This is a genomic window from Kitasatospora sp. NBC_00458, from assembly GCF_036013975.1.
Classification (GTDB): Bacteria; Actinomycetota; Actinomycetes; order Streptomycetales; family Streptomycetaceae; genus Kitasatospora.
The window spans coordinates 3,510,438-3,532,500 of record NZ_CP107904.1 but is presented as its reverse complement, the minus strand read 5'-3'; the positions used below and the strand labels follow the sequence as shown (position 1 = coordinate 3,532,500).

14 protein-coding genes and 2 rRNA genes (1 of these 16 running past the window's edge) are annotated in these 22,063 nt (G+C 71.3%); 8 read left to right on the top strand and 8 right to left on the bottom strand.

Annotated features, from left to right (window positions below):
* Together OG550_RS14075 and rrf are read left to right on the top strand one after the other, a co-directional pair.
* Positions 1–2,606: ribosomal RNA gene (locus tag OG550_RS14075) — 23S ribosomal RNA — on the top strand (it extends 515 nt beyond the left edge of the window).
* 85 nt (positions 2,607–2,691) lie between these two features.
* A 5S ribosomal RNA gene (rrf, locus tag OG550_RS14070) occupies positions 2,692–2,808 on the top strand.
* Positions 2,809–3,200: 392 nt separating this feature from the next.
* Here rrf and OG550_RS14065 read toward each other — a convergent pair.
* The 5 genes from OG550_RS14065 to OG550_RS14045 all read right to left on the bottom strand — a co-directional run bounded on the left by OG550_RS14065 (position 3,201) and on the right by OG550_RS14045 (position 8,803).
* Positions 3,201–4,511: a DUF58 domain-containing protein gene (locus tag OG550_RS14065; RefSeq protein WP_327677452.1), complete on the bottom strand. Its 1,311-nt coding sequence runs from the start codon at positions 4,509–4,511 to the stop codon at positions 3,201–3,203.
* Positions 4,512–4,612: 101 nt separating this feature from the next.
* The gene (locus OG550_RS14060; protein WP_327683880.1) at positions 4,613–5,542 is read right to left on the bottom strand and encodes an AAA family ATPase; all 930 of its coding nucleotides are present in this window, start codon (positions 5,540–5,542) and stop codon (positions 4,613–4,615) included.
* Between the two features lie 101 nt (positions 5,543–5,643).
* The gene (locus tag OG550_RS14055; RefSeq protein ID WP_327677450.1) at positions 5,644–6,918 is read right to left on the bottom strand and encodes a DUF4350 domain-containing protein; all 1,275 of its coding nucleotides are present in this window, start codon (positions 6,916–6,918) and stop codon (positions 5,644–5,646) included.
* Positions 6,915–7,586, bottom strand: coding sequence for a DUF4129 domain-containing protein (locus OG550_RS14050; protein ID WP_327677448.1), 672 nt, complete (start codon positions 7,584–7,586; stop codon positions 6,915–6,917). The genes OG550_RS14055 and OG550_RS14050 overlap by 4 nt, the downstream gene beginning before the upstream one ends.
* A 5-nt stretch (positions 7,587–7,591) precedes the next feature.
* A complete protein-coding gene (locus OG550_RS14045) occupies positions 7,592–8,803 on the bottom strand; it encodes a hypothetical protein (RefSeq protein ID WP_327677446.1) in 1,212 nt (403 codons plus the stop codon).
* 286 nt (positions 8,804–9,089) lie between these two features.
* Between OG550_RS14045 and mtrA the strand changes: the two genes are divergently transcribed.
* The 3 genes from mtrA to OG550_RS14030 are packed head-to-tail and all read left to right on the top strand — an operon-like array spanning position 9,090 to position 13,777.
* Complete coding sequence (mtrA, locus tag OG550_RS14040) at positions 9,090–9,767, top strand: MtrAB system response regulator MtrA (RefSeq protein ID WP_030247322.1); 678 nt, start codon at positions 9,090–9,092, stop codon at positions 9,765–9,767.
* Between the two features lie 4 nt (positions 9,768–9,771).
* Positions 9,772–11,925 carry an MtrAB system histidine kinase MtrB gene (gene mtrB, locus OG550_RS14035; RefSeq protein WP_327677444.1) on the top strand — a complete coding sequence of 718 codons (2,154 nt, stop codon included), beginning with the start codon at positions 9,772–9,774 and terminating at the stop codon, positions 11,923–11,925.
* Positions 11,900–13,777 carry an LpqB family beta-propeller domain-containing protein gene (locus OG550_RS14030; protein ID WP_327677442.1) on the top strand — a complete coding sequence of 626 codons (1,878 nt, stop codon included), beginning with the start codon at positions 11,900–11,902 and terminating at the stop codon, positions 13,775–13,777. The genes mtrB and OG550_RS14030 overlap by 26 nt, the downstream gene beginning before the upstream one ends.
* Positions 13,778–13,884: 107 nt before the next feature.
* Here OG550_RS14030 and OG550_RS14025 read toward each other — a convergent pair whose 3' ends face one another.
* Positions 13,885–14,688 carry a ComF family protein gene (locus tag OG550_RS14025; RefSeq protein WP_442905993.1) on the bottom strand — a complete coding sequence of 268 codons (804 nt, stop codon included), beginning with the start codon at positions 14,686–14,688 and terminating at the stop codon, positions 13,885–13,887.
* A gap of 367 nt (positions 14,689–15,055) precedes the next feature.
* On the opposite strand from OG550_RS14025, the gene hpf reads away from it, so the two are divergent.
* Together hpf and OG550_RS14015 are read left to right on the top strand one after the other, a co-directional pair.
* Positions 15,056–15,748, top strand: a complete 693-nt coding sequence (gene hpf, locus OG550_RS14020) for a ribosome hibernation-promoting factor, HPF/YfiA family (protein ID WP_327677440.1) — start codon at positions 15,056–15,058, stop codon at positions 15,746–15,748.
* A 267-nt stretch (positions 15,749–16,015) separates the two neighbouring features.
* Positions 16,016–16,774 (top strand): response regulator transcription factor, encoded by a 759-nt coding sequence (locus OG550_RS14015; protein ID WP_327677438.1) that lies wholly within the window; start codon positions 16,016–16,018, stop codon positions 16,772–16,774.
* 112 nt (positions 16,775–16,886) lie between these two features.
* Here the strand turns inward: OG550_RS14015 and OG550_RS14010 are convergent, their stop codons facing one another.
* Positions 16,887–18,110 carry a winged helix-turn-helix domain-containing protein gene (locus OG550_RS14010; protein ID WP_327677436.1) on the bottom strand — a complete coding sequence of 408 codons (1,224 nt, stop codon included), beginning with the start codon at positions 18,108–18,110 and terminating at the stop codon, positions 16,887–16,889.
* A 154-nt stretch (positions 18,111–18,264) separates the two neighbouring features.
* Positions 18,265–18,858: a GNAT family N-acetyltransferase gene (locus tag OG550_RS14005; RefSeq protein WP_327677434.1), complete on the bottom strand. Its 594-nt coding sequence runs from the start codon at positions 18,856–18,858 to the stop codon at positions 18,265–18,267.
* A 251-nt stretch (positions 18,859–19,109) separates the two neighbouring features.
* On the opposite strand from OG550_RS14005, the gene secA reads away from it, so the two are divergent.
* Entirely contained in the window at positions 19,110–21,872 is a 2,763-nt protein-coding gene (gene secA / locus OG550_RS14000; RefSeq protein ID WP_327677432.1) for a preprotein translocase subunit SecA, read from the top strand.
* Positions 21,873–22,063: the final 191 nt, after the last annotated feature.

The window sequence follows — 22,063 nt, the reverse complement described above, 5'->3', positions numbered from 1 at the left end:
AAATATTCCCTGGTGACCGATAGCGGATAGTACCGTGAGGGAATGGTGAAAAGTACCGCGGGAGCGGAGTGAAATAGTACCTGAAACCGTGTGCCTACAAGCCGTGGGAGCGTCGTTCATCAGCTTGCTGGTGAGCCGTGACTGCGTGCCTTTTGAAGAATGAGCCTGCGAGTTTGCGGTGTGTAGCGAGGTTAACCCGTGTGGGGTAGCCGTAGCGAAAGCGAGTCCGAATAGGGCGGTTGAGTTGCATGCCCAAGACCCGAAGCGGAGTGATCTAGCCATGGGCAGGTTGAAGCGGAGGTAAGACTTCGTGGAGGACCGAACCCACCAGGGTTGAAAACCTGGGGGATGACCTGTGGTTAGGGGTGAAAGGCCAATCAAACTCCGTGATAGCTGGTTCTCCCCGAAATGCATTTAGGTGCAGCGTCACGTGTTTCTTGCCGGAGGTAGAGCACTGGATAGGCGATGGGCCTCACCGGGTTACTGACCTTAGCCAAACTCCGAATGCCGGTAAGTGAGAGCGTGGCAGTGAGACTGTGGGGGATAAGCTCCATGGTCGAGAGGGAAACAGCCCAGAACACCGACTAAGGTCCCTAAGCGTGTGCTAAGTGGGAAAGGATGTGGAGTCGCAGAGACAACCAGGAGGTTGGCTTAGAAGCAGCCACCCTTGAAAGAGTGCGTAATAGCTCACTGGTCAAGTGATTCCGCGCCGACAATGTAGCGGGGCTCAAGCACATCACCGAAGTCGTGTCATTGCAGCATATAGGGCCAACGCCTGCTGTGATGGGTAGGGGAGCGTCGTGTGCCGGGTGAAGCGGCGGTGGAAACCAGTCGTGGACGGTACACGAGTGAGAATGCAGGCATGAGTAGCGATACAAGAGTGAGAAACTCTTGCGCCGATTGACCAAGGGTTCCTGGGTCAAGCTGATCTGCCCAGGGTAAGTCGGGACCTAAGGCGAGGCCGACAGGCGTAGTCGATGGACAACGGGTTGATATTCCCGTACCCGCTTTGAAGCGCCAACGCTGAACCAGGTGATGCTAAAGCCGTGAAGCCGGCCCGGAGTCTTCGGACAAAGGGACGTGGTGGAGCCGCTGAACCAAGTCTGTATTAGGTGAGCGATGGGGTGACGCAGGAAGGTAGTCCAGCCCGGGCGGTGGTTGTCCCGGGGTAAGGGTGTAGGCCGAGTGATAGGCAAATCCGTCACTCATTAAGGCTGAGACCTGATGCCGAGCCGATTGTGGTGAAGTGGATGATCCTATGCTGTCGAGAAAAGCCTCTAGCGAGTTTCATGGCGGCCCGTACCCCAAACCGACTCAGGTGGTCAGGTAGAGAATACCGAGGCGTTCGGGTGAACTATGGTTAAGGAACTCGGCAAAATGCCCCCGTAACTTCGGGAGAAGGGGGGCCATTCCTGGTGACGGCACTTGCTGCCAGAGCTGGGGGTGGCCGCAGAGACCAGCGAGAAGCGACTGTTTACTAAAAACACAGGTCCGTGCGAAGCCGTAAGGCGATGTATACGGACTGACGCCTGCCCGGTGCTGGAACGTTAAGGGGACCGGTTAGCTCCACTTCGGTGGGGCGAAGCTGAGAACTTAAGCGCCAGTAAACGGCGGTGGTAACTATAACCATCCTAAGGTAGCGAAATTCCTTGTCGGGTAAGTTCCGACCTGCACGAATGGCGTAACGACTTCTCGACTGTCTCAACCATAGGCCCGGTGAAATTGCATTACGAGTAAAGATGCTCGTTTCGCGCAGCAGGACGGAAAGACCCCGGGACCTTTACTATAGCTTGATATTGGTGTTCGGTTCGGCTTGTGTAGGATAGGTGGGAGACTTTGAAGCAGCAACGCCAGTTGTTGTGGAGTCGTCGTTGAAATACCACTCTGGTCGTGCTGGATGTCTAACCTGGGTCCGTGATCCGGATCAGGGACAGTGTCTGGTGGGTAGTTTAACTGGGGCGGTTGCCTCCTAAAGAGTAACGGAGGCGCCCAAAGGTTCCCTCAGCCTGGTTGGCAATCAGGTGTTGAGTGTAAGTGCACAAGGGAGCTTGACTGTGAGACTGACGGGTCGAGCAGGGACGAAAGTCGGGACTAGTGATCCGGCGGTGGCTTGTGGAAGCGCCGTCGCTCAACGGATAAAAGGTACCCCGGGGATAACAGGCTGATCTTCCCCAAGAGTCCATATCGACGGGATGGTTTGGCACCTCGATGTCGGCTCGTCGCATCCTGGGGCTGGAGTAGGTCCCAAGGGTTGGGCTGTTCGCCCATTAAAGCGGTACGCGAGCTGGGTTTAGAACGTCGTGAGACAGTTCGGTCCCTATCCGCTGTGCGCGTAGGAGTGTTGAGAAGGGCTGTCCCTAGTACGAGAGGACCGGGACGGACGAACCTCTGGTGTGCCAGTTGTCCTGCCAAGGGCATGGCTGGTTGGCTACGTTCGGGAGGGATAACCGCTGAAAGCATCTAAGCGGGAAGCCTGCTTCGAGATGAGCACTCCCACCTCCTTGAGAGGGTAAGGCTCCCAGTAGACGACTGGGTTGATAGGCCGGATATGGAAGCCCTGTAAGGGGTGGAGTTGACCGGTACTAATAGGCCGAGGGCTTGTCCTCAGTTGCTCGCGTCCACTGTGTTGTTCTGAAACAACGACCCCCACATCAGGTCACGGTGTGGGTGCGGTTGACAGTTTCATAGTGTTTCGGTGGTCATAGCGTGAGGGAAACGCCCGGTTACATTCCGAACCCGGAAGCTAAGCCTCACAGCGCCGATGGTACTGCAGGGGGGACCCTGTGGGAGAGTAGGACGCCGCCGAACAATCATTCACAAAGAACCCCCGCCGGGAAACCGGCGGGGGTTCTTTGCGTTTCCCGGCGGAAAGTCTTCCAGGGAGAAACTCGACGGCCGGCCACGGCGACCTTTCTCGTGGGGGAGGCCGGGCGGGCGCGTGGGTGCGGGTGCGTGGGTGCGTCCCCGTATCCCGGAGCGGGCAGAACAGCGCCGTGTCCTGTGGAGGCCCTTCCTCCGCCTCCTCTGCCCCTCGGACGGTGGCGTCATGGGCGTTCATGCGGGAGCTCGTAAGGGGCCGCAGGGGCTCGTGGGCGGAGAGCGGGCAGGGCGCCATGCGGAGTTCAGGGCAACGGAAGGCCCCGTGACCGGTACCGGTGACGGGGCCTTCCGGGTTTCCGGCCAGGAGCCGGAGAGGTCGTTCAGAGGCGGCCGGCGGCCTTGAGGGCGAGGTAGGTGTCGGCGAGGGCGGGGGCCACGGAAGCGGGCGGCGCGTCGAGGACGGTGACGCCGGCGCGGCTGAGGCGGTCGGCGGTGAGGCGGCGGTCGGCGCGGGTCTGCTCGGCTGCGGCGGCGCCGTAGACGGCCTCGACGGTGCCGCGGCCGGCGGCGAGTTCGTCGAGGTGGGGGTCGGCGACGGACGCGAGCACGACCTCGTGGCGCTTGGTGAGCAGGGGGACGAGGGGGAGGAGGCCGTCCTCCACGGGCGCCGCGTCGAGGCCGGTGAGGAGCACGATCAGCGAGCGGTGCGGCGCCATCTTGAGTGCGGTGGCGACCAGCGAGCGCATGTCGGTCTCGTAGAGGGCGGGCTCCAGGACGGCCATCGCGTTGGTGAAGGCAGGGAGGATCTCGTTCGGCGAGCGGCCTGCCACCGAGACCCGCTTGCGCAGGTCGTGGGCGAGCAGGTCGACCCGGTCGCCGGCCTTGGTGGCGAGCGCGGTGAGCAGGAGGGCGGCGTCGAGGGAGGCGTCCAGCCGTGGGGCGTCGCCGACCCGGCCTGCGGAGGTGCGGCCGGTGTCGAGGACGATCAGGATGTGCCGGTCGCGCTCGGGGCGCCAGGTGCGGACGGCGACGGTCTGGCGGCGTGCGCTGGCCCGCCAGTCGATGGAGCGGACGTCGTCGCCCGGCAGGTACTCGCGGAGGGAGTCGAACTCGGTGCCCTGGCCGCGGGTCAGGACGGAGGTGCGGCCGTCGAGTTCGCGCAGCCGGGCGAGCCGGGAGGGCAGGTGCTTGCGGCTGTTGAACGGCGGGAGGGCGCGGACCGTCCAGGGGACGAGGTGCGACCCCTGACGGCCTGCCAGGCCGAGCGGGCCGAGGGAACGGACCGTCACCTTGTGGGCGTGGTGGTCGCCGCGCCGGGTCGGGGTGAGGACGGTGGTGACGCGGCGTCGTTCACGGCCGGGGATCCGCAGGGTGTGCCGGGAGGCGGCGATCTCGGTGCCCGTCCGCCAGGCGGACGGGGCCCAGGCGTCGCGGATCCGGGCCCGCAGGGGCCGCCCGGCCGGGTTGGTCACGGTCAGGTCGACGCCGGCGGGCTCGCCGAGGCGCACGGTGGTGTCACCGCCCCGGGTGATCCGCAGGCTGCGGACGGGGGCGGCGAGCAGCAGGTCGGCGACGACGGCGAGGAGGACCGTGCCGGTGACGGCGCCGACCCCGGCCCAGGAGGGCAGCAGCAGGCCCGTGACGAGGGCGCCGAGCGCGGCGAGCAGGGCGGTTCGCCCGGTGAGGGCCATGCGGTGCGTTCCTTCGTCGGGGCCGGGAGCGGGGCCGGGAGCGGTGCGGGTGGCGGGCCGGGCCGGGCGGCTCGGGGCCGGGGATCAGCGCCCGGCCGGGGTCAGCGGGGAGCCGGGGTCTGGGCGAGGACGGCCTGGATGACGGAGTCGGCGGTCACGCCCTCCATCTCGGCCTCGGCGCGCAGGGCCACGCGGTGGCGCAGGGTGGGCAGGGCGAGGGCCTTGACGTCGTCGGGGGTGACGTAGTCGCGGCCGGCGAGCCAGGCCCAGGCGCGGGAGGCGCCGAGCAGGGCGGTGGCGCCGCGGGGGGAGACGCCGATGGACAGCGACGGGGACTGCCGGGTGGCCCGGCAGAGGTCGACGATGTAGGCGAGGACCTCGGGGGCGACGGTCAGCCGGGCGATCTGCTCGCGGGCGGCGGCGATGTGCCCGGGGCCGGCGACCGGGCGGACGCCGGCGGCGGCGAGGTCGCGCGGGTCGAAGCCGGAGGCGTGCCGGGCGAGGACCTGGAACTCCTGGTCCCGGTCGGGCAGCGGCAGGACCAGCTTCAGCAGGAACCGGTCCAGCTGGGCCTCGGGCAGCGGGTAGGTGCCCTCGTACTCGACCGGGTTCTGGGTGGCGGCGACCAGGAAGGGGACGGGCAGCGCGCGCGGCTCGCCGTCGACGGTGACCTGGTGCTCCTCCATGGCCTCCAGCAGGGCGGCCTGGGTCTTCGGCGGAGTGCGGTTGATCTCGTCGGCGAGCAGCAGGTTGGTGAAGACCGGGCCCGGCTGGAAGGAGAACTCGGCGGTCCGGGCGTCGTAGACGAGGGAGCCGGTGACGTCGCCGGGCATCAGGTCGGGGGTGAACTGGATGCGCTTGGTCTCCAGGCTGAGCGCGGTGGAGAGGGTGCGGACCAGCAGGGTCTTCGCCACGCCGGGGACGCCTTCGAGCAGCACGTGGCCGCCGCAGAGCAGGGCGACGACCAGGCCGGTGACGGCGGCGTCCTGGCCGACCACGGCCTTGGCGATCTCGGCGCGCAGGGCGGTCAGTGCCTCGCGCGGGTCGCTGACCCGGGGGTCGGGGGAGGTGGTACCGGGAGTGGCGGGCGCCGTGCCGGGGGTGATGCGGAGCTGGGCGGTGGCCTGTTCGGTCACGGCTTCCGTACCTGCCTTTCGAGGGCGTCGAGGTCGTCGGCGAGCCGCAGCAGCGCGGCGTCGTCGGTCGGGGGCGGGCCGTACAGGAGGGCCCGTACGTCCCCGGCGGGCCGCTCGGGGACGCGGTCGGCGACGGCCGCGCAGAGAGCGGTGGGGTCGGGTGCGCCGCCGACGGGCGGGACGCCCAGGGCCGGGGCGATGCGGTGGGCGGCGGCGCGGCGGAGGGCGTCGGCGGCGCGGCCGCGGGCCCTGGCACGGCGGTAGAGGCGGGCGCGGCCCTCGGTGGTCTCGGCGGCGCGGACCACCACGGGCAGGTTCTCGCTGACGACCGGGCCGAGTCGGCGGGCCCGCCAGAGGGCGGCCAGCAGGACGGCGACGGCCAGCTGGTAGCCGGCCCACCGCCAGCCCTCGGGGATGTAGTCGTTGAAGGTCTTCAGCCCGCCGCCCTCGGCGACCGGGGCGGTGTAGTCGGGCAGGTGCCAGGTGAGGTGGGGCCGGGCACCCAGGAGGCCGGTGCCGAGGGCGGCGTTGCCGTCCTTCTTGAGCAGCTCGTTGGTGAGGAAGTCGCCGCTGCCGAGGACGACGACGTCGGTGTTCCTCCCGGTGGCGACGGTGACCAGCGGGTAGCCGTGGCCGCGCTGGTAGCAGCCCTCGCCGCGGCTGCCGGCGGTGTAGAGCACGCCGCCGAGCTCCGCGGTGCCGGCCCGGACGGCCTCGGGGAGCGAGCACTGGGCGGCGGTGCTGCGGACGGAGGCGTAGGGGATGCCGCCGTTCTCGTCGGAGGTGCGGACGCCGGGGACGAGCGCGCTCAGGGCCGCGGGGCCGGGGGCGATCAGGACCAGCCGGGTGTGGCCGGCGACGGAGACGGCGCGCAGCTGTTCGGCGCTGAGCAGGTCGGGCTCGGGCAGGACGAGGGTGCCGGCGTCGGCCCCCCGGGAGGCGGGGTCGGAGGTGAGGTCGACCGTGAGGCCCTCGCGCTGGAGCAGGGCGATCACGGCGTGGCCGCCGGTGGGCTCGTAGGACCGCGGGTCGAGCGGCGGGTAGCGGCGGTCCTGGTTGAAGGCGGCCAGGACGACGGCAGCGAGCAGCAGGAGGACGGCGGTGAGCAGGTACCACCGGCCGCGGCGCCAGAGGCCTCGGCCGGTGGGGGCGAGGCTGGTGCGGCCGGTTCCGGCGGTCGGGGCGGTTCCGGCGGGCGCGACGGTCTCGGGCGCGGCGGTCTCGGGCGCGAAGGGCACGGGTGACGCCCCGGTGGGGGTGGCGCTGGTCATGCGGCTCCTCCGGCGGCCGGGACGAGGACCGGGCGGGTGCGCTCCAGGGTCCGGTCGAGGTCGTGCAGCAGCTGGTAGGAGGCCTGGTCGGCGGTGCGGTCGCCGTAGGCGATGTCGTCGAAGGTGCGGGCGGCCGCGGTGAGGGCGGCGGCGTGCTCGGGCAGGGTGCGGCCGGCTTCGGCGGCGGCCTCGTCGGCGGTGCGGCCGGGGCGGGTGTCGAGCAGGGTGCGCTCCTCCAGGCCGCGGACCAGGGCGCGCATCTGCTCGCGGACGGCTTCGGTCCACTGGCCGGCGGCGGCGTGCCGTGCGGCGTCGGCCCGGTGCTGGTCGGCGGTGCGCGGGCCGACCGTGCCGAAGACGTCGAGGGTGGAGCGGGCGGCCCGCCGCGGGGCGCCGAGGCGCCACCAGAGGGCGGCGCCGACCAGGACGGCGACCACCAGGAAGAGCACCAGGCCGGTGGTGCCGGTGGTGCCCTCGCCGGCGAGGGCACCGAGCGCCTCGTCGATCCGGTCCGTGATCCAGTCGACGACCCGCTCCTGGAGGCTCGGGTCGTTGCGGTGGTAGTCGGCCTTGACGAGTTCGTCGCGCGCGGCGTCGCGGGCGGCGTCGCGCGGGGTCGTGACCGGGGCGCCGCCCGCGGCCAGGACCCTCTCCCCCCAGTGCGGCATCGTGCTCAGAGCCTCGCGGCCGGGTTCGGGCCGGGCTGTCCGCCCCAGCCGGTGCCGCCGTACTCGGGCAGGCCGGCGGCGCGGGCGAGCTCGATGTCCAGGGCCTCGCGGCGGATCCGCTGGTCGACGTAGAGCAGCACGCCGATGGTGGCGGTGAACGGGAGCGTGATGGTGGAGGAGATGACGCCGCCGATCGCCATGGTGACCAGCATGGCCGTGGGCAGGGCGCCGGAGTCCCCGGTGTCGGCCTGGCGGGCGAGGTCGTCGAAGCCGAGGACCAGGCCGGCGACCATGAACGGCGTGCTGATCACGCCCGCGACGAAGGCCGCGATGATCTGGCTGAGCACGTTGATGCCGAAGATCCGCCACCAGGAGCCGCGGACCAGGCGGCGGGAGCGGGACAGGGCGGTGAGCACGCCCTGCTTCTCCAGCATGAGTGCGGGGGCGGCCAGGCTCAGCTGGATCCAGATCCAGACGGCGACCGGGAAGCTGAGCAGGCCGACGACGGCGAGCGGGATCACGATCGCCGGTTCCTCCGCGCCGGCCAGCAGGTAGCCGATCAGCGGGGTGAAGCCGAGCAGGACGACGCCGACGCCGATCAGGCCGGTGAGCAGGGTGAGGCCGGTGAGCTGGAGCAGCCGCGGCCGGGCGTCGCGCCAGGCGTCCCGGATGGTGACGGACTGCCCGAGGATGGCCCGGCTGACGACCATGGTGAGCAGGGCCGCGGCCACCACGCCGAGCAGCAGCGTGACCGGCATGCTGACCAGGGCGGTCACGACGGGGGTGTACTCGCCGGTGTCGCCCTTGACGGCGAGCTGCGCGCCGAGCGAGGCGCCCTGCTGGACGACCGCGACGCCGAGCGAGAGGCCCAGGGTGGTGCGCCAGTGCTTGCGGACGGTGGACATGGCGCCGTCGAGGATCTCGCCGAGGCCGAGCGGGCGCAGCGGGATGATGCCGGGCTTGGGGCTCTGCGGCGCGCCCCAGCCGTACTGGCCCCCGGGGCCCGCGGGGCCGCCGTACGGGCCGGGCTGTCCGTAGCCGCCGGGCTGCTGTCCGTAGGGGGGCTGCGGGGCGCCGGGGGCGGTGCCCCAGGCGGGCGGGGTGTCGTGGGGCGGTGCCGACTGGCCGGGCACGGTGGGCACGTCGGCCGTGGGCCGGGTGCCGTCGCGGGGCGGCTCGGACGAGCCGGGCGAGGCCCAGCCCGGAGTGTCGGTCATCACTGCTCCTCGGAGGGCGTCAGGGTTCGCGGCGCCGGGTGGATCTTCACGTGGGCGCAGCGCCCATCGTGTCATGGTGGCCGTACGGACCCCAGGGGGATCCGGTTGCTGAACGGCAACGGGCCGGTCGCGGACGGTTCGTGGGCCCTCCCGGGGAGTGCGGGGTCGGAGGGGCCCGGGTCTTTCGCCCGGTATGGCCGGAATTCGGCCGGTCACCAGTTGGCCGTTCTGGAGCAAAGGGACTGCTGTGCGGCAGGTCACAATCCGGTAATGAGAAGATGGACGCATGAAGGGACGCGTCCTCGTCGTTGATGACGACTCCGCACTGGCCGAGATGCTCGGCATCGTGCTGCGGGGTGAGGGTTTTGAGCCGTTTTTCGTCGCGGATGGAGACAGGGCGCTAGCTGCGTTCCGGGAGACCAAGCCTGACCTCGTCCTGCTCGACCTGATGCTGCCGGGGCGGGACGGCATCGACGTCTGCCGGCAGATCCGGGCGGAGTCGGGCATTCCGATCGTCATGCTGACCGCCAAGACCGACACGGTGGACGTCGTGGTGGGGCTGGAGTCGGGCGCCGACGACTACGTCACCAAGCCGTTCAAGCCGAAGGAGCTGGTCGCCCGGGTCCGTGCCCGGCTGCGCCGTGCCGAGGAGCCGACCCCCGAGCAGCTGACCATCGGCGATCTGGTGATCGACGTGGCGGGCCACTCCGTGAAGCGGGACGGCCGGGGCATCCCGCTGACCCCCCTGGAGTTCGACCTGCTGGTCGCGCTGGCCCGCAAGCCCTGGCAGGTGTTCACCCGCGAGGTGCTGCTGGAGCAGGTCTGGGGCTACCGGCACGCGGCGGACACCCGACTGGTGAACGTCCACGTCCAGCGGCTGCGGTCCAAGATCGAGAAGGACCCGGAGCGCCCCGAGATCGTGGTGACCGTCCGTGGCGTCGGCTACAAGGCCGGGCCCAGCTGACGTGATGTACCAGGCTGACGAGACCCCGTCGGGTTCCGCGACCGACGGGGGCGGCGCCGTGCGCGGGGACGTGCTGAGTTCCACCGTGCGCAGCCGCAGGCGGCGCGGTCCGGTGGCCCTGGTCGCGCTGCTCGCCCGTCAGCTGCGTCGGCCCGTGCACCGGGTGGCGACGCTGTACCGGCGCTCGATCCAGCTCCGGGTGGTCGCGGCGACCCTGATGCTGTCGGTCCTGGTCGTCATGGTGCTGGGCGTCGTGGTGGTGGCGCAGGTCCGCACCGGGCTGCTGGACACCAAGCGGGCCTCGGCCCGGGACCAGGCGCTGAGCGGCTTCCAGACCGAGCAGAAGAAGATCGACGAGGCGAAGGACGTCCGGCTGCGGGGCGGCGCGGCCGACCCGACGACCGAGGACCTCGGCACCTGGATGCTCAAGCGGGTCGGCGACCTCGCCGCCAGCGGGCAGAGCGTCTACACGGTGATCGCCATGCTGCCGGGCAACAGCCAGACGATCGCGCCGGACAAGACCGGGCTCGGCCCGCGCTACTCCGCGGACATCCTGCCGAGCAGCATCCCGGAGAGCCTGCGGGAGAGGGTCGGCCAGGAGGCCGGTCAGAGCTTCAGCCAGCCGACCGTGATCCACCGCTACGCCCAGGGCGACAACCCGACCGAACCCGGCCTGGTCTTCGGCATGCAGTTCGTCGGGCCCGTCGACAACAAGGGCTACCAGCTCTACTACGTGTTCTCCTTCGGCCAGGAGACCAAGACCCTCGGTCTGGTCACCGGCACCCTCGCGACCGCCGGCGTCTTCGTGGTGATCATGATGGGCGGCATCGCCTGGCTGGTGGTGCGCCAGGTGGTCACACCGGTCCGGATGGCCGCCGGGATCTCCGAGCGGCTGGCCGCCGGGCACCTGGAAGAACGGATGAAGGTCACCGGAACGGACGACATCGCCCGGCTCGGCGAATCCTTCAACCGCATGGCCAACGCCCTGCAGGCGCAGATCCGCCAGCTGGAGGAGCTCTCCCGGGTGCAGCGGCGCTTCGTCTCGGACGTCTCGCACGAGCTGCGCACCCCGCTGACCACCGTCCGGATGGCCGCCGACCTGATCTACGACAGCCGCGAGGACCTGGACCCGATGGCGGCCCGCTCGGCCGAACTGCTCCAGGGCCAGCTGGACCGCTTCGAGTCGCTGCTCGCCGACCTGCTGGAGATCAGCCGCTTCGACGCCGGAGCGGCCGCCCTGGACGCCGAACCGGTCGACCTGCGCGAGATCGTCGGCCGGGTGGTCGAGGCCGCCGACCCGCTGGCGCAGGCCAAGGGCAGCGCCGTGGTGATCCGCGGCGACGGCGAGCCGGTCCTGGCCGAGGTCGACCCCCGGCGGATCGAGCGCATCCTGCGCAACCTGGTGGTCAACGCGCTGGAGCACGGCGAGGGCCGGGACGTCGTGGTCCGGCTCGGTTCGCAGGACGGCGCGGTCGCCGTCGGCGTCCGCGACTACGGCATCGGGCTCAAGCCGGGCGAGGCCTCCCGGGTGTTCCACCGCTTCTGGCGGGCCGACCCGTCCCGGGTGCGGACCACCGGCGGCACCGGGCTCGGCCTGTCCATCGCCGTCGAGGACGCGCACCTGCACGGCGGCTGGCTGCAGGCCTGGGGCGAGCCCGGCGGCGGCTCGCACTTCCGGCTCACGCTGCCGCGCACCCGCGGCGGCGAGATCATCCGGGCACCGTTCCGGCTGGAGCCGGAGGACTCGCGCAACAACCGCGGACTCGGCACCTACGGGACGCCGTACCGCCGGGCCATCCGCCCGGCCGGCGCCACCGCGCTGACCGCGGCGGACGACCAGGCCGTCCCGGAGACCCCGGAGGCCGCCGGCACCGGCAGCGGGCTGGGCAGCGGACTCGGCGGCGTGCTCGGCATCGGACCGGGGCTGGGGCGCCGGATGCCGGAGGGACCGCGTTCCGACCCGTCGGACGTGAGCCCGGTCGGCACCGGATACGGTGCGACCGGCGCGCAGGTCATGGTGGACCCGGCGCCCGGTCGGCCGTCGGTGGCGCAGCGGACGGCGGGGCCGGACGCGGTGGACGGGGGTGGCGCAGTGGACGGCACCGGTGGAACGGACACGGAGGGGGCGCAGCGTGCGAAGGACCAGCGACAGGACTGAGCCGCGACTGGCCGCGGCGGTCGGCGTGGTGCTCGGCGCCCTGCTGGCGGCCGGCTGCGCCGGGATGCCGGATTCCGGCGCCATCACCAAGGTCGAGCTGCCACAGGGTTCGGCGGAGAAGAACCTGCAGGTCAGGGTCTTCCCGCTGGAGCCCACCAAGGGGGCCAAGCCGCAGGAGCTGCTGACCGGCTTCCTGGACGCGCTGACCGCCGACGACAACTACGTCACCGCGCGGCAGTACCTGACGGCGGCCGCGGCGGCGGGCTGGAAGCCGGAGGCCGGCATCCAGGTGCTCGCCTCCAACCCGGTGCACTCCGACGTGGACGTGACCGACGCCGACACCGAGATCACCATCCCGGTCGACGGGCAGCTGGTCTCCGAGGTGGACGCCCGGCACTCGTTCGCCCCCCAGGCGTCGGCGCGCAAGGTCTCCATCGACTTCTCGTTCCACCGGGAGAAGTCGGGTGAGTGGCGGATCGCCAAGCTGCCGGACGGGCTGATCATCAACGAGACCAACTTCCGCAACAGCTACCGCCAGGTGGACCGCTTCTTCTACGCGGCGCCGGACCCGTCCGCGCCCACCGCCGGATCGGCGACCTACCGGGACGTGCTGATCGCCGACCCGATCTACCTGCGGCGCCGAATAGACCCGCTCGTCTACGCGGCCAAGGCCGTGGTCGCCGGGCCCTCGACCTGGCTCACGCCGGTGACCAGGACGGCCTTCCCGGCCGGAACCGTGGTCGACGCGGTCGTCGTCGACGACAACCGCACCGCGCACGTCACGCTCGGCGACGTGGACCTGAGCACCGCGACCACCTGCCGCCGGATGGCGACCCAGCTCCTCTACACCCTCGCCGACCAGGGCAAGGGGCAGGTCGAACGGCTGGACCTCAAGGGGCGGCACGGCGGCCCGAGCTGCCAGGCGAGCACGAGCGACGAACCCGAGACCGGACCGGGGTCGCTGGCCGGCACGATGGCGAGCCGGCAGTTCTACCAGCGCGCCGACGACGGCGTGCTGTACGAGATGCGCGGCGACACCTCCAGCGACCCGGTGCGCGGCCCGCTGGGCAAGCCGCAGCCGAACGGCCGGGCGATCGGCGCCGTCGCGGTGGCCCGGGACGGCGAGCGCGCCGCGGCGATCAGCGCCGACGGCCACCAGCTCTACACGGTGCCGCTCTCCGAGGGCATGCCGGCGATGCCGCAGCCGCTGCTCACGACCGGGGCGCGGCCGGGGGCCAAGGGCGGGGACGGGCTCACCTCGCCCACCTGGGACGGCCGCGGCGACCTCTACCTGGTGGACCGGGAGCCGCAGAGTCCGCGCGTGCTGATGGTGCGGGACAAGCAGGTCGTGCCGGTGCCGGTGGAGGGCCTGGGCGGGCGGTCCCTGCAGGCCGTCAAGGTCTCCTCGGACGGCATCCGGATCGCCCTGCTGGTGGGGGAGGGCAAGGAGGCCAAGGACCAGAAGCTCCTGCTGGGCCTGGTCGTCCACGGCGGCACCAAGGAGGCTCCCACCGCCCGGATCACCGACCTGCGGCTGGCCAGCCCGGTGTTCCAGGAGGTGGTCTCGGTGTCCTGGGCGGAGGCCGACCAGCTGCTGGTGCTCGGCACGGAGAAGGGCCGGCAGCAGCAGCTGTACTACATCAGCACCGACGGCTCGCCGAGCACGGGGGCGGTGCTGCAGAGCGCGCTGATGGCGGCGGCCCAGGCGTCCGAGGCGCGGGGGAGCAGTTCGGCGACGCCCCCTCCGCCGCTCGGGCTGGAGACGGGCGGCAAGTTGTACCGGCTCGTCAACAACCAGTGGCGGGAGCTGGCGCTGCCCTACCAGGCGTCCGCCTTCATCTACCCGGGCTGAGCCGCCGGCCCGGCCCGGTCGTGCGGGTCGTGCAAGTCGTGCGGGTCGTCCGTGGCGCGCGCCGGTCGTGTGCCGCGCCGACCGGGGCGCCGGCTCCGCCGCGGGCGCTACCGTCCCGGCGGGGGCGGCGCCGCGCCGTTCCCGTCCCCGTGCCGCCCCCGGGTGCTCCGGTGCGGGCGGTGCGGGCGGTGCGGGCGGTGCGGGACGGCCGCCGCGACGGTGGCGGCCGCGCGGGGCGGCAGCCCGGCGCCGGCCAGCGCCCGGGCGGCCTCGGCGAGGCTGGCACCGGTGGTCACCAGGTCGTCCACCAGCACCGGACGGCAGCCGGCCGACCGCCGGTGGGCGCCGGGCCGGACGGCGAGCGCGCCGTGCAGGTTGTGCCGCCGCTGCGCCGCGGAGAGCCCGGTCTGGTCGGCGACCGGGCGGGCGTGCCGCAGCAGGGGGACGGCCCGGGCGTCGAGACCCGTCCGGCGCAGTGACCGGGCGGCGGCGTCGGCCAGCCGCAACGTCGCGTCGTGGCCCCGGGCGCGGACGGCGGCCCGGGCCGACGGGACTGGGACGAGCAGCAGCGGGGACCGGCCGGGATCCGGTCCGAGCGCGGCGCGCACCGACCGGGCGAGGGCGTCGCCGAGCGGTCCGGCCAGCCGGAGCGCGCCGCGTTCCTTGTGGGCGAGCAGCAGCCGGCGGACCGGATCGGCGTACGGCGCGGCGGCGTGCACCCAGGGGAGGGCCGCGGAGGGGCTGGGGAGGGCCGTGGCCAGTGCCTGCCGGCAGTCCGGGCAGAGTTGCCCCCGGTCGGTGCCGCAGCCCGCGCAGCGGGCGGGGAGCAGGACGTCGAGCAGCCCGGCGAGTGCGTGGGCGAACGGCCCGCGGGCGGGCTGGTGACCGGGCGGGGTGCTGGTGGTCGGCACGGCTGCTCCTCGCGGTGACGGGCACGCAGAGTGAGCAAAGAATGCGCCGTACGGGGGGTGTTGTCCAGGTATTTACCTGTGTTTCACTCGCAGGAGGGTAGACAGGGGGCAGCAGCTAGACCGCCAGCCCACAGCACCGGTGATACCCACTGCCCCCGCTGCGGAGGCGAAAACCCCGTGTGAGGTGTTCCATGAGGCTCCAGGGGGTTTCAAGCGTCCCTGGTGGGGAGGAAGTGAGATGAGGGCCAGTCGTTCCCGCCGTTGCCGGCGGGGCGGAGGGCCGGCAGTGGATTGGCTGGTCCGGCTGGGTCTCAGCCCGATCCGGTAGCACCCGGATCGGCGACAGAACGAGGGATCGGAGTTCTGCGTGGACATCGTCGTCAAGGGCCGCAAGACCGAGGTGCCCAAGAGGTTCCGGGATCACGTGGCCGAGAAGCTGGAGAAGGTCCAGAAGTTCGACACCAAGGCGATCAGCCTCGATGTCGAGGTGTCCAAGGAACACAACCCGCGGCAGGCCGACCGGTCGGACCGCGTGGAGATCACTCTCCGTACCCGTGGCCCGGTGATCCGGGCCGAGGCCGCCGCCGCCGACGCCTACGCGGCGCTCGACCTGGCCTCGGCGAAGCTCGACGCCCAGCTCCGCAAGTCCGCGGACCGGCGGCGGGTCCACAAGGGCGGCAACGGCCGCACCCCGATCAGCGTCGCCGAGGCGACCGCGGCCCTGGCCGCGCTGCCCGAGACGCCGCCGCCGGGGCCCGAGACCAACGGGGCCGTCCGCAAGACCATGATGGGTTCCCTGGAAGTGGAGGGCGAAGGCCCGCTGGTGGTCCGGGAGAAGACCCACCCGGCCGCCCCGATGGCGCTCGACCAGGCGCTCTACGAGATGGAGCTGGTCGGCCACGACTTCTACCTCTTCGTGGAGAAGGACAGCGGTCTGCCGAGCGTCGTCTACCGCCGGCACGGCTACCACTACGGCGTCATCCACCTGAAGGCCGACGGCTCGTCCGTCGAGGGTGGCGGCGCAGGTGGGGCGATCGGCAGCTCCGGCGACGACGACTGACCGTTCGAGCGGGATGGGAGAGGTGACCCCGGTGGCCGGCGCCGCCGGGGTCACCCGCGTCTCCGGCGCCGTCTCCCGGTCCTGACGCTCCCCCGGGCCGGTGTTCCGGCGGTCCCCGGAGGCGTGCGGACGACCTGCGGGCCGGTGCCGTGGGCGGGTCGGAGCGGAAGGTCACCCGATGCGGGCCAATGGCGCCGGAGGGTGACCGTAGGAGGGTCGAACCGTGGAATGATTGGCGGACTACGACCGGCGACGGGGGAGGAGCGGATGGGGGATCACTTCGGGCTGGGGCCCGCTACAGGGCCGGTTGCGGGGGTGCGGCCGCGGCCCGGGGACGAGCCCGAGTACGACCTCCGCCGCAGGGAGCCGATCCGCGTCCTGGTGGTGGACGACCACGCGCTCTTCCGGCGGGGCCTGGAGATCGTGCTGGCCGAGGAGGAGGACATCACCGTCGTCGGCGAGGCGGGCGACGGCGCCGAGGCGGTCCTCAAGGCGGCCGACCTGCTGCCCGACATCATCCTGATGGACGTTCGGATGCCGCGCCGCAGCGGGATCGAGGCCTGCACCGCGATCAAGGACGTCGCACCGAGCACCAAGATCATCATGCTGACCATAAGCGACGAGGAGGCCGACCTCTACGAGGCGATCAAGGCCGGTGCCACCGGGTACCTGCTGAAGGAGATCTCCACCGACGAGGTCGCCACGGCGATCCGCGCGGTCGCCGACGGGCAGTCCCAGATCAGTCCGTCGATGGCGTCCAAGCTGCTGACCGAATTCAAGTCGATGATCCAGCGCCGCTCCGACGAAAGGGAGTTGGTGCCCGCGCCCCGGCTCACCGACCGGGAGCTGGAGGTGCTGAAGCTGGTGGCCACCGGGATGAACAACCGGGAGATCGCCAAGGAGCTCTTCATCAGCGAGAACACCGTGAAGAACCACGTGCGCAACATCCTGGAGAAGCTCCAACTGCACTCCCGGATGGAGGCCGTGGTCTACGCGATGCGGGAGAAGATCCTCGAAATAGGGTGACCGGCGGTCGCAGGCCGCGGGGGCGCCCCCGCGGCCCGCGACCGGGCCCGTGGCCCGATGAGGCCCGCGGCGTGAGGCCCGGGTCCCGCTGCGCGGGGCCCGGGGCCGGGGCTCAGGCGAGCAGCCGCTCCAGGGCCGGTCGCACCGCCTCGTCGTGCAGTGCCTCCACCCGGACGGCGTCGCAGCCGACCCAGGACGCCGCCTCGCGCAGCGCGGTGGCCAGCGCCTCCAGGTGCCGGGGCGAGTCCAGCGAGACCTGACGGGCGACCAGGGTCCGCCCCTCGCGGGCCGGGTCGACCCGGCCGACCAGCCGCCCGCCGGTCAGCAGCGGCATCGCGAAGTAGCCGTGCACCCGCTTGTGCTTCGGGGTGTACGCCTCCAGCCGGTGCACCATGCCGAAGATCCGCTCGGTGCGCGGGCGGTCCCAGACCAGCGAGTCGAACGGCGAGAGCAGCGTGGTGCGGTGGCGGCCGCGGGGCGGGGCGGCGAGGGCCGCCGGATCGGCCCAGGCGGCGGCCGGGGCGCCGCCCGGACCCCAGCCGGCCACCTCGACCGGGACCAGGCCGGAGTCGGCGATCACCGCGTCGAACTGCTCGGCCCGCAGTCGGTGGTAGTCGAGCAGGTCGGCCCGGGTGGCCACGCCGAGCGCCGCACCGGACTGAGCGACCAGGGTGCGCAGGCACTCCTCGTCGGTCGGCTCCTGCGCGAACAGCTCCGCGGGGATGGCCTGTTCGGCTAGCGAGTAGACCCGCTTCCAGCTGCGGCGGTCGGTGCAGACCACGTCGCCGAAGCTCAGCGCCCGCTCCACCGCGATCTTGGTGTCGGACCAGTCCCACCAGTCGGCGGTCTTCTTGGCGCCGCCCAACTCGGAGGAGGTGAGCGGCCCTTCGTCGCGCAGTTTGGCCAGCACCGAACGGTAGGTGGCCTCGTCGGTCTGCTTGCCCCAGACGTGGGAGCGGTCGCGGTGGCGGCGGCGCCGGAAGGCGAACAGCGGCCACTCCTCGACGGGCAGGATGCACGCCGCGTGCGACCAGTACTCGAAGCTCGTCCCGCTGCCCCAGTACGCGGCCTCGACCGCCGGGCGGCCGACCGCACCGAGCCGCGCGTAGGGGATCAGCTCGTGGGAGCGGGCCAGCACCGAGATGGTGTCGAGCTGGACGGAGCCGAGGTGGCGCAGCACCCCGCGCACGCCGCCGCGGCGGTCCGGGGCGCCGAGCAGGCCCTGTGCGCGGAGGGCGATCCGGCGGGCGTCGTCGGCGCCGAGCAAGGCCACCGGGGTCGGGGCGGCGGACGGTCCGGCGGAGCGGCCGGCCGGGCGCGAAGTCGAGGCGGTCATGCCGGCGAGGGTAGACCGCGGCACTGACAATCCGCCCTGCCCGCCTGAGTTCTCCGGGTGCTCCGGGGGAAGCGCCGGGCGGTGGGAGGTCGGCGCGGCCGAACCCGCCGGCCGGGACCGGACCGGTCCCGGCCGGCGGGTTCGGCCGGCCGGTTCAGCCGGTGGGTTCGGCGAGGTCGGAGGGGAGCAGCGAGCCGATCCAGGCGTCGTGGAACACGCCGCGCTGCTCGGCGAAGGAGCGCAGGGTGCCCTCGATCCGGAAGCCGACCTTCTCGGCGACCGCGCGGGAACCGTCGTTGCCCACGTAGGCGACCCATTCCAGGCGGCGCAGACCCAGCTCGGTGAAGCCGTGGCGGGCGACCGCGCGGGCGGCCTCCGTGGTGTAGCCGCGGCCGCGGAACTCCTTGGTGGCCCACCAGCCGATCTCGGCGGCGCCCGGCCGGCCGGGACAGTTCGTGATCCCCTGGGTGCCGACCAGGGCGCCGGTCTCGCGCTCGACCACGCACCAGATCGGGTTCCCGCCGGTCCGCCAGCCGGCGATGGCGAGGTCGCGGACGAAGTACTCGGCGTCCTCGCGCCGGTACGGGCTGGGGACGACCGTCCACCGCTGGATGGCCTCGTCCTGGCAGGCCGCGAAGACCGCGTCGATGTCGGACTCCTGCGGGGCCCGCAGGACCAGGCGGTCGGTGGTGAGGACGACGGGCTCGCCGCCCCGGGCTTCGGTCTGCTCTTCCGGCTGCTCTTCCATGGGCGGATTATTCCGTGCAGGGAGGAATCCGAGCATCCGATTAACGGATCGAACTGTCCAACTCTCCGGACAGCCGCCCGGTTTGCCCCGGTGAATGGGTCTATCGGTGCATGTGCTCGCAGGGGTGACACGGGAATACCGTGCTGACGCACCTCCCGGGGCATTGGACTCCTCGCATACGATGGCCCGTGCGGTGGGGTGGATCCGCCGTGCAGTCGTCCAGTGCCAATACAGGCAAGGAGCCCGCTCAAGTGTCCGTCTTCGACAAGATCCTGCGCGCCGGCGAAGGCAAGATCCTTCGCAAGCTGCAGCGGATTGCTGCCCAGGTCAACTCCATCGAAGAGGACTTCGTCAACCTCACCGACGCCGAGCTGCGGGCGCTGACCGACGAGTACAGGCAGCGGCTCGCCGACGGCGAGACGCTGGATGACGTCCTCCCCGAGGCGTTCGCCACCGTCCGCGAGGCTGCCAAGCGCGTCCTCGGCCAGCGGCACTACGACGTCCAGATCATGGGCGGTGCCGCGCTGCACCTCGGCTACGTCGCCGAGATGCGCACCGGTGAGGGCAAGACCCTGGTCGGCACCCTGCCCACGTACCTCAACGCGCTGACGGGCAAGGGCGTTCACCTGATCACCGTCAACGACTACCTCGCCGAGCGCGACTCGGAGTGGATGGGCCGGGTGCACCGCTTCCTCGGCCTTGAGGTCGGCGTGATCCTCGGCAGCATGACGCCCGCCGAGCGCAAGCGTCAGTACGCGATGGACATCACGTACGGCACCAACAACGAGTTCGGCTTCGACTACCTGCGCGACAACATGGCCTGGTCGAAGGACGAACTCGTCCAGCGCGGCCACAACTTCGCGGTGGTCGACGAGGTCGACTCGATCCTCATCGACGAGGCCCGCACCCCGCTGATCATCTCCGGCCCGGCCGACCAGGCGACCAAGTGGTACGCCGACTTCGCCAAGCTGGTCCAGCGCCTGAAGATCGAGCGCGACTACGAGGTCGACGAGAAGAAGCGCACCGTCGGCGTCCTGGAGGAGGGTGTCGGCCGGGTCGAGGACTACCTCGGCATCGACAACCTCTACGAGTCGGTGAACACCCCGCTGGTCGGCTTCCTGAACAACGCCATCAAGGCGAAGGAGCTGTACAAGCGGGACAAGGACTACGTCGTGATGAACGGCGAGGTCATGATCGTCGACGAGCACACCGGCCGAATCCTGGCCGGTCGCCGCTACAACGAGGGCATGCACCAGGCGATCGAGGCCAAGGAGGGGGTGGAGGTCCAGAACGAGAACCAGACCCTGGCCACCATCACCCTCCAGAACTTCTTCCGCCTGTACGACAAGCTCTCCGGCATGACCGGTACCGGCACCACCGAGGCGGCCGAGTTCCACCAGATCTACAAGCTCGGCGTGGTGCCGATCCCGACCAACAAGACGCCGCTGCGCATCGACCAGCCCGACCTGATCTACAAGTCGGAGCCGGCCAAGTTCGCCGCCGTGGTCGAGGACATCGCGCAGAAGCACGAGAACGGTCAGCCGGTCCTGGTCGGCACCGTGTCGGTCGAGAAGTCCGAGTACCTGTCGCAGGAGCTGCGCAAGCGCGGGATCCCGCACGAGGTGCTCAACGCCAAGCACCACGAGCGCGAGGCGCAGATCGTCGCGCAGGCCGGCCGCAAGGGCGCCGTCACCGTCGCCACCAACATGGCCGGCCGCGGTACCGACATCATGCTCGGCGGCAACCCCGACCACCTGGCGGCGGCCGAGCTGGCCCAGCGCGGGCTCTCCGCGACCGACTCCCCGGAGGAGTACGAGGCCGCGTTCCCGGCCGCGCTGGAGAAGGCCAAGGCCTCGGTGAAGGCGGAGCAGGACGAGGTCAAGGAGGCCGGTGGCCTGTACGTCCTCGGCACCGAGCGGCACGAGTCGCGCCGGATCGACAACCAGCTGCGCGGTCGTTCCGGCCGTCAGGGCGACCCGGGCGAGTCCCGCTTCTACCTGTCCCTCGGCGACGACCTGATGCGGCTCTTCAAGGCCGGCATGGTCGAGCGCGTGCTCTCGATGGCCAACGTGCCCGAGGACGTGCCGATCGAGTCGAAGATGGTCACCCGGGCGATCGCCTCCGCGCAGACCCAGGTCGAGCAGCAGAACTTCGAGATCCGCAAGAACGTCCTCAAGTACGACGAGGTCCTGAACCGCCAGCGCGAGGTCATCTACGGCGAGCGCCGCCGCGTCCTGGAGGGCGAGGACCTCCAGGAGCAGGTCGGCCACTTCATGGACGACACGGTCGAGGCGTACGTCCGGGCGGCCACCGGCGAGGGCTTCGAGGACGACTGGGACCTTGAGAAGCTCTGGACCGCGCTCAAGCAGCTCTACCCGGTCACCCTGGACCTCGCGGAGCTGGAGGAGGAGGCCGGCGGCACCGCCGGGCTGACCCCGGAGTTCCTCACCAAGGTCATCCAGGAGGACGTCCAGGCGCAGTACGGCGCCCGTGAGGACCAGCTCGGCGCGGAGATCATGCGCGAGCTGGAGCGCCGGGTCGTCCTCTCGGTGCTGGACCGCCGCTGGCGCGAGCACCTCTACGAGATGGACTACCTCCAGGAGGGCATCGGCCTGCGGGCCATGGCGCAGCGCGACCCGCTGGTCGAGTACCAGCGCGAGGGCTTCGACATGTTCACCGCGATGATGGAGGGCATCAAGGAGGAGTCCATCGGCTACCTGTTCAACCTGGAGGTCCAGGTCGAGCAGCAGGTCGAGGAGGTCCCGGTCGAGGACGCCGAGGTGCTGCTCGACAAGCTGGAGAAGGACTCCGCCCGTCCGGAGATCAAGGCCAAGGGCCTGGAGGCCCCGAAGCCGCAGCGGCTGCACTACACGGCCCCTTCGGAGGAGGTCGGCGGCGGTGTGGTCGAGGGCGAGTTCGAGGACCTCGGCCCGGAGGACGAGGGCGACGGGCTGACCCGCGCCGAGCGCCGCAAGGCCGCGAAGTCGGCCAAGGGCCGCCGTCGCAAGAGCTGAACCGGGGCGGGCCGGTCCGGTCCGCCGCCGCGCAGGGCGCCGCTCCCCCAGGGGGGCGGCGCCCTGCGCCGTTCCCGGACGCGGCTGCGAGCGCGGGTGTGGCTTCGGGTTCCGACTCCGACTCCGACTCCGGTGCCGGTGCCGGTACGGCTGGGGGTGCGACGGCTGCCGGCCCGGGCCCGGGCTCCGGC